This window comes from Marinomonas profundimaris, from assembly GCF_000508165.1.
In the GTDB taxonomy this organism is placed as follows: domain Bacteria; phylum Pseudomonadota; class Gammaproteobacteria; order Pseudomonadales; family Marinomonadaceae; genus Marinomonas; species Marinomonas profundimaris.
This window is the reverse complement of sequence record NZ_AYOZ01000045.1, coordinates 23422-35924: the sequence shown is the minus strand read 5'-3', so window position 1 is coordinate 35924 and position 12503 is coordinate 23422. Positions and strand designations below refer to the sequence as shown.

4 protein-coding genes are annotated in these 12503 nt (G+C 44.9%); 3 read left to right on the top strand and 1 reads right to left on the bottom strand.

From position 1 onward, the window contains the following. Positions 1–55: 55 nt before the first annotated feature. Positions 56–2107, bottom strand: coding sequence for a TonB-dependent receptor (locus D104_RS32365; protein WP_024024815.1), 2052 nt, complete (start codon positions 2105–2107; stop codon positions 56–58). Between the two features lie 123 nt (positions 2108–2230). Between D104_RS32365 and fes the strand changes: the two genes are divergently transcribed. The 3 genes from fes (at position 2231) to D104_RS32350 (ending at position 12454) form a co-directional block, all read left to right on the top strand. Next, a complete protein-coding gene (gene fes, locus D104_RS32360) occupies positions 2231–3550 on the top strand; it encodes an enterochelin esterase (protein ID WP_024024814.1) in 1320 nt (439 codons plus the stop codon). An 88-nt stretch (positions 3551–3638) separates the two neighbouring features. Then, the gene (locus tag D104_RS32355) at positions 3639–3863 is read left to right on the top strand and encodes an MbtH family protein (protein WP_024024813.1); all 225 of its coding nucleotides are present in this window, start codon (positions 3639–3641) and stop codon (positions 3861–3863) included. 11 nt (positions 3864–3874) lie between these two features. Beyond that, positions 3875–12454 carry a non-ribosomal peptide synthetase gene (locus D104_RS32350; protein ID WP_024024812.1) on the top strand — a complete coding sequence of 2860 codons (8580 nt, stop codon included), beginning with the start codon at positions 3875–3877 and terminating at the stop codon, positions 12452–12454. Positions 12455–12503 lie beyond the last annotated feature (49 nt).

Genomic DNA, 12503 nt, shown 5'->3' with positions numbered 1-12503 from the left:
AAAAAAAGGCGAATCGTGAGTGATTCGCCTTTTTTGTTTATAGCGTTTACCGTAATTACATGCGGTAAGTAGCGCTTAGACCGATAGTGCGAGACGCTCCCATTGCAACAGTGTCGTCTGTAGTTTGAAATATTACATCTTCATTAGTGATATTTTTAATATAACCTTCTACAGTGAAATCGCCATGAGTGTATTGAATGCGAGTATCCGCTGTTATGTAGTCACCAGCTTTCGACGCTGCAGTATTATCCATACTAGAGTAGTATTCACTTACATAAGTAGCATCAGCGCTAATTGACCATTGGTTACCAATATATTGAGTAAAGCCAACTCCTACATTTAGATCGGGAGCAAAGGTCAATTCTTTATCTTGCCAGCTAGATGTATCTGCATCAGTGGTATCAACGGCAGTACTTAATGTTCCGATTGATCCGCGTAACTCTAGATTATCTGTTGCAAATGCTGTTACTTCTACTTCAGCTCCATAAGTGTGGGCAGAAGAAAGATTTTCTAATTTCGTACTGGTATAGGCTTGATAATCTGAATACTCGTTATAAAAAATGCTAGCATTTACCATAGTGCCATTGTTGAACCGTGTTTTGCTGCTTAGTTCAAATGTCATTACTTCTTCTGGGTCAAAAGTATAGTATTCCCATGTTCCCCACGCTAAAGCTGCACCGCCAGAATTATATCCTTTACTTAGAGATGCTCCAAGAGTAGTGCTAGATGTTATATCGTAAGATGCACTAACTTTTGGTAAGAAAATAGTATCAGATGTGTCCTGATCAAGTACGTTGCCCCATGCGACTAGGTCTCTATCTTGCTCTTCTTTTTCAAGTCTAGCGCCAGTACTAACTCTGATTTTCTCCGTTAGTACGTAGGTAGCTTCACCAAAGGCTGCAAGGTTGGTTTTTGTTCCTGCAGAATCATAGCCGTCAGATGTGCCAAAGTTTACATCTAAGGTTGAGTCTGAAGTCGCTGTATAAATACCTACAAAGCCTGATAGCTTTGAATCAGTAGAGTTGAAAGTAACGCGATCTTCTAAACTAAAGCGCTCTTCAGTGATATCGAGTAGTGTGTTGCCCGGATATTCATCAAATGAAGCGGTGTAGTCGTTATAGCTTATTTGTAGGCTGTTGCTGACACTTTGATCAATGTCGTAGTTGATATCTAAAGCAATGTTATTTACTTCAGAATCTTGTACGCGGGTATTATTGTCAGATAGAGTGAGGCGATGATCTGATATTGAGCTACTTGAGTTGTCTATCCAGTTCAAATATTCTCCATCATTCTTCCGGTGGTTGACTGTTAATTTAGAGCTAAGGCCATCAATATTTTTTGGTTCCCATAGCAATTTACCACGAACATTTAGAGACTCTGAGTCATCAACGTCAGGTGAATTGGAGTCTGTGCCTTTATAGTCAATCCAGCCTTCACCTTGGCTATCGTCAATTGCAAGGCGAAATGCTAACTCGTCTTCTATAAGTGGTCCGGATACCATCGCAGAAATATTTTTCTTAAGGTTGTTGTTGTCATAAGTTTCTATCCCGGCACGAACGGCACTTTCCCATTCGAAACTAGGGTCATTAGTTTTAATAACAACCGCGCCGCCTATGGCGTTATCACCTTGTACTGTTGATTGGGGGCCGCGAAGTACTTCTACTTGTTGTGCATCCCATATATCCGCTGGGTTGAAGTTATATCCACCCCAAGCCTCTGTTACCCCATCAACACTTGTTGATACTCGAGGACTACCACCTGTCATAAATGAATTGGAACCTATAGCAGGTCCAGATCCGTTTACGCCTCGAATATTTATAGTTCCATATCCACCCGTTGTCACATTGGGGGCCTGTACAACAATGTCATTGACATCATTTACTTTATTGTTGGCTAACTCATCTTCTGTAATAACTGTAACAGCAGTTGTTGTGTCCTTGATGTCTTTATCAATTTTTTCACCCGTAACCACTAGAGTCGTTAGGTGTGTTGTGTCTTCAGCGAACGTGTTGGCAGAGATGAAAGCGGCGTTAATACTGATGACGGCGACAGCAACAGTAGATAACCGGCTTGGTAAGCGGGTGGATGAATTCTTAGAGAGAGACATGGTTTTCCTTATTTTGAATCAATTAAGTAAAGATCTTGTTAATGTTATTGATAATGAGAATGCTTCGCAATACTATTGTGAAATATATTTAATATTTCTTTGCTTTACGAAGATAGGAAGGGTGTGTTGTTCGAACAATTAGAGTTGCGCGCATTGCTGGAAGGCTTTGGCGTCGCACATCATCAAGTGGGTAGTCAGGCGTGGTGGGAAGCGATTCGCCATTCGGGTGGCCCTTTTGTTAAACCAATAAATAATTCGACCAGTCTTGTGCTGTTTATCTGGCAAGATCCTCAAGGTAATGAGAAAAATTCCACGACAGCCAGTGTGTTGCTAGACGTTAACTCCTTAACGGATCACCACAGCTGGCAGCCAAAATGTCTTCATCGAGTGCCTGAAACCGATGTTTGGCTAGGTCAACTGGAAGTAGATTCTCGATGGCGAGGAAGTTATTCCTTTATTCCCATTGAGCAGCATCAGTTACCGGAGCTTGCACGGAAGTCTTATTCAGGTTCTCGTGAATCTCAACGTGCTTGGTGGATGAGTGTTGCTGAAAATCAAATATCTGATGATTTGAATGCATTACCTGTACTTGTGTCAGGTTGGGGGATGAGCTCGCCGTTGCACCTTCCGGATGCCGTAAAAGAGGCCGGTTGGAGAGAATGGGAGCAAGAATTGCTAAGTGCAATTCCAGTAGATCAGATTCAAACCATTCATTGGGATGATGCCGTGCTTGGCAATCAGCGTCATTGCTGGCTTTTCTCGACCGCTGCTGGTGAGGCTCCGCTGGTTGTATTGCTAGATGGGCAAAAATGGAATGCTTCTAGTGGTACGTTATCTGTGCTCCAGTATTTGACAGACACAAAGAAAATAGCGCCAGCACATTATCTGTTAATCCCTTCTATTGATGGAAAAACTCGCTGGAAAGAGCTTGGTTGCTACTTTCCCTTTTGGCAGTCGTTGATCAGCAACCTATTGCCTATCGTTCAAATTCAACTGTCACATTCCCAACGGTCTATTTCTGACTACGTGGTTGCAGGTCAAAGTTTAGGTGGGCTTTCCGCTTTGTATGCGGGTCTGGTTTTCCCCGAGTATTTTTCAAAAATCATTAGTCTTTCTGGGTCTTTTTGGTGGCCAGAGGAAAATAGAATGCGTTCTCCTAAGTTACTTGAGTCCGATGACGATACCACTCTGGATAATATACCAAGCAATAGTTTAGCGGATCAGATTTTACATGATCGCGTCAGCGTTGCGCATTTAGATGTCTATATGACCGTCGGAACAGGAGAAGAAGACATGCATTGTTTTAACGACGTCACCCATGAAGTTATTAAAAATAAGGGAGGGACTGTTTACTACGACAAGGTATATGGAGGCCATGATTGGCTGTCATGGCGTTCAAATTTGGTCAATGGGTTGTCGTATTTGTTGCCGGCCAACTCTTAAACTTTCTTTGGATGAATAACCGAATTTGACCATTTAATTAATTTATCTAGTTAGGCCATAGGCCATTGAATTGAACAAGGGATATAAAATGAGTAATGAAACAATTAACCCATTTGACAATGATTCATTAGAGTTTGTTGTCTTAGTGAATGCACTGCAACAACACAGTTTATGGCCAGTTTTCAAGACAGTTCCTCAAGGATGGAAGTTGATATTTGGGCCCGCTTCTCGTTTCCACTGCCTTGAATATGTCGAAACACATTGGACAGATATTCGCCCTCAAACACGTACTTCCCTTTCTCTCGGTGCTTAAAGAAGTCTTCTATGGAAAATAATACTGCAACATCTTTTCCAATCCCCACTGTATTGGAGGGGCGCAATACCGTTCCTCTTACTGATGTGCAAATGGGCATTTGGCTTGCTGATCATATTTCATCGCAACGCAACACGTTTACCATCGCTCATAAGGTTCATATAAATGGGAACCTTGACGAGCACTCTTTGCTGAATGCCATTGAAATGGGGTTGCAAGAAGCGGACACAATCAATGCTGTTTATCGTGAAAAAGAGGGTGTCCCAACACAAAAACTGAACGAGTGTCATGTCCAGATTGCGCCAGAATGGATGGATTTATCGAATGATGGGAATGGAAAAGAAGCAATGGATCTGCTTATTCAGCAGGATTTAGACGCTGAGTTAACGCTAAGTTCTACAGTGCCACTGGTGCGACAAATACTCATAAAACTCTCTGGTCAGCGGTTTGTTTGGTATCAGCGCTTTCACCATATCATGCTGGATGGTTTTAGCTTCAATATGTTTACAGCAAGAGTCGCGAGTATTTATCAGTCGCTTGTCGAACAGCGCGGTGTACCCAGTACGCCTTATCGTTCTTTTTATGATGTTGTGAGCGAAGAGCAACAGTATAAAACTTCGGAAAAATACACTCGAGATAATGCGTTTTGGCAGACCTATTGCTCAGATTTACCTCATGTGATGAGTTTATCGAACAAGGCCGCGTCCATCCGTGTTGAGGGTGGTGGTTTAGCGTCACAGCGTTTAATTAGACTAAATGCGTGTGTACGCGCCGATGCATTGCAATCTTGTTTAAGCATGTTTCCTTCTTCGAAGTTAACCTCCGCCGATTTGGCGGTGGGTTTGATCTCTGCTTACTTGATTCGCATCAGCGGACAATGGCGGATACCGGTTGGCTTTCCGTTTATGGGCCGTGTTGGCAGTGTGTCTTTGAATTCGCTTGGTCCGGTTGTTAATGTCCTCCCTATGATCGTTGATGGACGTTTGGACGATACGATTTTTGACCTCACACTGCGTATCAAACAAGATTTGAAAAAAATACGAAAGCACCAAAAATACAACGGTGAACAAATTGCTCGTGACTTAAGCCGAGTAGGGGAAGCCTTGTATGGGCCTACTTTGAATCTCCGTTTGTTTGACTATGATTTGTCGTTTGGTGATACCGTTGCCAAGATTGAGCACCTTGCGGCGGGTCCAGTAGAAGATCTGGACTTTGGTATGCACTTTGAAAAAGGTGACCTGTATATCGAATGGGTTGGAAACGATCAAAAGTACGATGTTGCATCACTGCAAGAGCATGTGAATAGGTTTGAGCAATTTGCTACCACCTTACTGTCAACGCCGAACGGGCGGCTCGCGGATGTTCCTGCATTGCTTGCTCTGGAACAAGCCAATATTCAAACATGGCAGCGTGGCGCTGTTGTTTCTGCAGAGAAAGCATTGGGACACGATTATGCCAGTTTGATTGCGCGCTTTTATGATAATAGAACGACGTCATTGGCGTCTTCACTTGCACTGGTTGTGCAAGGGCGAGAAATCCGCTTTGATGAGTTGCATCGTAATATTGCGAAATGGATGCAAATACTGGCTGACTACGGTGTTGTCAAAGGATCCTGTGTTGGGCTGGCATTGCCTAGAGATGAGCGCATGGTTTATGCCATGTTTGCCGCAATGGGACTTGGTGCCCATTATTTGCCGATCGATCCTACGTATCCGCAAGAACGGATTAATTGGATGCTAGAAGATTCGGCGCCGCAATTATTGATCACCAGTGACGGCCATGATTTTAATGTGCCTGATACCACATTTATTGTGTCGGTTGACGATGAGTGTTTTATTGAATCGGTAAGCCAAAAAGACCCTTCATTGGCGGTGTTTGACCTTCCTGCGTCGGATGATCTGGCCTATATTATGTACACTTCTGGCTCGACAGGCAGAGCCAAGGGTGTCGTGATTTCCCACAAAGGTTTGGTTAACTTAGCGCTTGCGCATTGGTTGCGTGATGGGAAAGCCTTGGCTGAGCAGTTAACTCAAGTAAATGTGATGCTCACCGCGTCTTTTTCATTCGATACGAGTTGGGACATATTGTATTGGCTTTGCTTTGGTCACACGTTACATATTGTAGAAGAAGACGTATGTAAAGACCCTGAATTGATTCAGCAGTATTGTGATCTGCATAAAATACACGCCACCGATCTTCCTCCTTCTGTTTTGGCTCAACTGTTTGATATTGGTGCAACGGAATCAGGAAAACATTTTCCTGATTTGGTGTATGTAGGGGGTGAAGCGGCGTCTTCGACTGTTTGGGAGCAGGCGCGAAATCACCCAGAATTGAAGGTGAGAAATTATTATGGACCAACAGAAAATACCGTAGACAGCTTGGGCGCGTCAGTTAACGATTCAGAAAAAGTTATCATTGGGCGTCCCATTGCGAATACGCAAGCGTATATTCTGGATTCTGGTTTATCGCCTGTCGCGATTGGGGTTCCTGGTGAGCTGTATGTTGCGGGGCCAGGCTTGGCTCATGGTTATTTGAATCAACTGTCATTGACGTCGACTCGATTTATTGCCAATCCATTTATTGCTGGCGAAAGAATGTATCGAACGGGGGATTTGGCAAAATGGCTGGAAGGTGGTTTGGTTGAGTACATTGGGCGTACAGACCATCAGGTGCAAATTCGAGGTCATCGTGTTGAGCCGGGTGAAGTAGAAGCGGCCCTGAATGCAGTGGATGGCGTCAAAAACAGTATTGTTATAGCAAAAAAACAAGGCAGTACGCATCGTTTAGACGCCTATGCTGTGGTGGATGCTCAGCGTTTTCAGCTGGCTGATCCATCTGAAAAAGCCTTGGTGCACGCATTAGTGTTGTCTTTATCTAGTCAGCTTCCAGCGTATATGGTCCCGTCAACGCTGACTTTGCTAGATCGATTGCCGTTAAATACCAATGGTAAAGTGGATCGTAAGGCATTGCCTGATCCAGTCGCCATTGGACGTAATGATGGTTTAGCGCCGAAGGGTGAAAGAGAAGTCTTGTTATGTCAGTTGGTTCAGCAGGTTTTAAACTTAGACGCTGTGTTTGCTGACGACGATTTTTTTGCCTTAGGTGGCGACAGTATTGTCGCAATGTCTTTGGGTAGCCTTGCCCGCAAGAATGGCTATGCGTTAAGGGCGAAGGATGTGTTCGAAAGTCGAATGATCAGTGTGATGGCAACACGACTTTTACCATTAGGTAACGTAACGCGATCTCCTAGCATTCAAACAGGGCAACTGGCCGACTTGCCGATTTACCACTGGATGAAAAATGCAGGTGGGTTAGATTTAGCGTATTTCCAAGCGGTTTGCGTTGCTTTGCCCGTTTCAATGACACAGCCAATATTTGAACGCGTTATGGCCAAACTGGTGGCCGCCCATCGTGTTTTGACGTCTCAGATTCAGTCGTCTTATCTTGAGGTAGGTGTAGTAGAAGATGGTCTATCCATTCAGTCTTTTTCTGATGATGGGTCATTACCTCAGTTAGTCGATCGTGCTTTTGAGCAACTGGTTCAGAGTTCTTCCTCGACCGTGTTGGACCTACCTTTTTCAGCCATGCGAGTGGCGTACTTACAAGCTGACGATAAAAAAGCGGCGGTGATTGCGCTGCATCATGCTGTTGTTGATGGTGTCTCGTGGCGAATTGTTTTTTCTGATTTGTCTCATTTATTAAACAACCCAGACGTTGAAATTCCGCCGTCTCCCAATAGTTTATTGGATTGGCAAGCGGTTCTTCAGGCGCAAGCATCACGATGGCAGTCTCAAAGCCAATATTGGTTGACGCAGCTACAAGGAAAGCCATTATTTTCTCGTGATATGTCTCATGTTCGTGAGCATCAGCGGGTCCTGCTTGATGAAAGCACGTCTACCTTGTTGTTAGAAACCTTGCCTAAGCAATATCAGTGTCAGCCTCAAGAAGCTTTGTTAGGCGTTTTGTATCTTGCGCTTGCTCGTCAATATCAAACCACTGATATCCCAATTATGATGGAATCTCATGGTCGGGCGGAGGTGAGTGACCTCGATCTAACCCGTACATTAGGTTGGTTTACCGCTGAATACCCAGTGCGTATGACCGGTAAAAAAGCGCTGCTGACCAAATTGAACGCTTCCAATGATGACGATGTGCCTTTCGAAGCGGTTATTCAGTTAGTGCGTCGTGCTTTGATTAATGTGCCTGATGATGGGGTTGGATATGGTGTATTGCGTTATTTAGACGATCATTTTCGTCAAACTTTCGCTCAACAGGAAAGCGATACATGCCCGCAAATTTTGTTCAATTATCTTGGTCGCTTTCAGCAAAATGATCTTTCGTTATTGCAAGGAGATACCTACTTTAAAGACACGTTTGAAGTGCATCAATCAGATTGTTTAACGTCAACGTATGCATTGGAATTGAATGTCTTTATTGATGACAGTCAAGATATGCCGATATTGGCACTTCACATTGGGCATGATGCAAATCGGATAGGATCAAAAGACATAGAAACACTATTAAGTTCTTTATCTAATACGACAAAGTCGATGACCTGTTTTGCCGAGACGCATCAAGCGATTGCAGCGGATAGCATGGTGGCGGAAGACTTGAAGGGCCTTGAGCTGACAGAGCAAAACCTCGATAGTTTACGAAGCCAATATGGCGCTTTGAAAGCGGTTTTACCTGCACTGCCTTTGCAGGAAGGGCTTCTGTTCCATGCTCAACTTGAACAGGAATCGCAGGCTGCCGATGCAGGCTACAGTTCGCTAGCGCGACTGTGTCTTTCTGGAGATATGGCGGTAGAGCGCTTAAAAGAGTCGTTGGGTGCGGTGATTGAAAAACACCCGCAGCTTGGTGCTTTGTTTGATTTTTCTCACGGTGATACCGCGTTGCAAATTTTACCTTGGCGACGCAGTAGTGAGCGAAAAAACTGGTGGCCAATGCAAGTGGTGGATTTGCGTGATCAAGATGTTGAGTCTCAACAGGCGCATTTGAAAACAATAGAGAAAGGTGAGTTAAGCCGAGACTTTATGGCGTTTCAATCTGCTGGTATTCCTCTGTTAAATGCGGTGTTGGTGACGATGTCAGATCAGCTGCATTACTTGTTTTTGAATGCCCATCACTTGGTTGTGGATGGTTGGTCAACACCGATTATGTTGCGTGATTTGGTCACCGCGTACGGCAGTGATGACATAGTGCTTGCGTCGCCACCGGTGCCATATACGTGGGTAGTCGAGCAATTAATGGCTCGAGATAAACAAGCGATGCGAGATGCGTGGAAAGACGCCATAGACGGTGCCGTGCCTACGTTATTATTTGCGGATACCCCCCCTTCGGAATTGGTAACAACACACACGTTAACACTAAATACTGCTGACTTTAGTCAGCTGAAAAATGCATTTCAGAGTAAAGGGCTAACATTGAACAGTGTGTTGCAGACGCTCTGGGCAAACCTATTGTTTGGTATGACGGGGCGTTCTGATGTGGTGTTTGGTACGCCAATATCTGGCCGCTTTGGCGATGTTGCAGGAATCGAAGAGCACATTGGTTTATTCAGTAATACTGTGCCAGTGCGTGTGCAATTACAACCAGAGCTGACGTTGTGGCAACAGATGCAACAAGTACAAAATGAACAAGTTTCTTTGTTGGAATACGACGGGTTAGGTTTGGCTGAGATTCAACGATTAGGTGGACACAACAATCTATTTGATACCTTGTTCGTGGTTGAGAACTTTCCAGAACAGGCTGATTTATTCAATACAAACTATCACGGATTGACACTAGGCGAAGTCTATAATCGAGGGTTTACGCATTATCCACTGACGGTGCTCGCTTTGCCAAGTGAGCAGCTCAATTTGCTATTTGAATATCGAGGTGGTGTAGAAATAGAAGTGTTAATGGCGCGATTTGATGCGCTATTGAAGTCTTTATTACAGGACAATGTGGTAACTCAGCACGCGTTAGACCTTCGTTTGGATTCAGAAAAAACGGTTATAGCACGTTTAAATGAGACGTCATACGTCTTGCCTGAAATGACACTTCGAGAAGCGTTGACAGTGCAAGCTGCCAAATCGCCAGAAAGCGTATGTTTGTCTGATGAAACGTGTCAATTAAGCTACTTACAAGCGCGTTATGAAGTCATCACTTTGGCGAAACAGCTTCAATCATTAGGAGTGCAGCCAGGCGATATTGTCGCTGTGGCGCTGCCTCGTTCAGTGAAGTTGAGTTTGGCGTTGTGGGCGATCATTGAAGTGGGGGCGGCGTATCTCCCGCTTGATACGGGATACCCTGATGATCGACTCAATTACATGTTGGAAGATGCAAAACCAAGAGCTTTGATTACATTAGCAGGGGAAGTGTCACGATTTGACCACCATACAAAACACTATCTTTATGATACTGATATTACGCCAGTGGATGTCTCTCAGGCTAAGCAGGCGATAGCTGACTGGCAGGCGCCTGCGTTAAACATTCATAGTGCGGCGTACTTGCTCTATACATCGGGTTCAACTGGCCGACCAAAAGGCGTATTGGTGTCGCATCAAGCGATTGTTAACCGTATTTTGTGGATGCAGAATCAATACCCATTGACGAGTAGTGACGTGATTTTACAAAAAACACCTTGCAGCTTTGATGTATCGGTTTGGGAGTTTTTCTGGAGTGCGATGGTGGGGGCGAAGTTACACATGGCGCCGCCAGATGCGCATAGAGACCCTGTTCAGCTCCAGCAATTGATTGCAGATTACAATGTCACGACATTGCATTTTGTCCCCTCTATGTTAGCGGCCTTTGTTTCCTCCTTAAGTGATGGCGACGCTAGTGCTTGTCTTGCATTAAAGCGTGTATTTTGCAGCGGAGAGGCGTTGCCAGTGGAATTGTCTAGGCAGTTCGAAAAGGTGGTTGGTTGTGAATTGCATAATTTATATGGGCCAACCGAAGCAGCGGTGGATGTGACGTATTACCCAGCCTTTGGCGATGAGTTGGCTCAGGTAACCGGTGCGGGTGTTCCGATTGGCTACCCAGTTTGGAATACGCAACTAAGAATACTAGACGACTTCTTACGACCGGTTCCAATCGGTGTGGCAGGAGAATTGTACTTATGTGGTGTTCAGCTAGCGGATGGTTATTGGCGTCGACCTGAATTGTGTGCCACGCGATTTGTCGCCGATCCACTAGGTGATGGTGAGCGGATGTACCGTACAGGAGACGTGGTTCGTTGGTTGGAAAGTGGTGCGGTTGAGTATCTTGGACGCAGTGACGACCAGCTAAAGATTCGAGGTCAGCGTATTGAGTTGGGCGAGATCGAGCAGGTCTTGGCATCACAACCCGGTATTGATCAATCGGTCGTGGTGGCAAAAGCGTGGGGGCAAGACAGCAGTGCAATGGGCGCCGATGCTCGTCAATTAGTTGCTTATATCACAAGTCACGTAGGTGCGTTGGACACAGCTCAAATACGTACATCGATGAGTGAACGACTTCCCGCACATATGGTGCCAGTGGTTGTCATGCAATTGGACTCGATGCCTTTGAGTGCTAACGGTAAATTGGATCGGAAAGCGTTGCCCTTGCCGTCTGATATCGTTAATTCAACACAAGGCCGAGCGATCAAGTTAGGGGTTGAAACTGACATCGCCAATGCCTTTTCTAAAGTGTTAGGCGTGACGGGATTAACCGCGAGTGATGATTTTTTCAGCTTGGGTGGTCATTCTATTTTGGCTGTCCGTCTTGTTTCTGAGCTGCGTAGAGCATTGAAGCTTAACGTTACTGTAGGACAAATCATGGTGTCCCCAAGCATTGAAAAATTGGCGTATGTTCTGGGTAATCAGGACCTTGCCAACAGTCGAGAGCTGTCAGGTTTTGGTTCGGTACTTCCTATTAAACAAGGTGTTGGTACACCTATTTTCTGTATTCATCCAGCGTCAGGGTTTGCTTGGCAATACACAGGATTTGCTCGTTACCTTTCTGAGTCGTGCCCTATGATTGGTTTGCAGTCACCACGGCCAGATGGCCCAATTGCGGCCCAAAAAGACATGACAGGGGTGATTGATCAGCATTTGAAATTGTTGAAAGAACGTCAACCGACAGGGCCATATCGACTCATTGGTTACTCTCTTGGCGGAGCTATCGCACATGGGCTTGCGATTCGATTGCAGGAAATGGGCGATGAAGTCAGCTTCTTGGGTCTTTTGGATACTTACCCACCTGATGAACAAGACTGGTCGGGAGCAACGGAAACTGAAGCGCAAGGTGAGGTGGAGCGTGAAAAAGCGCAATTCATGGAAACCTCAGAAGATACCTTAGACGAGCAAATGGAAGTGGAGCGAGATGCGATGTTTGCGGATATTGTAAAGAACTATGCCGACTCGGTGTCGTTGCTTTCTAAGGCGAAATCACAGCGTTATCACGGCAAAGCGGTCTTGTTTGTAGCGGATAAAACAGTGCCTGAAGGCATGGATATTCAAGCAACGTGGGCACCTTATTTGGATGCTCTTGAAGAACACCACTTTGACTTTGCTCATGAAGATATTTTATCGCCAGAGGCCTTGGTTGTGTTGGGTCCTTTATTTAATCAATTGATTTCAGAATAGTTGTTTTGAAATAGTCAGAGCGCGGCATTTTGCCGCGCCATACTTAAAG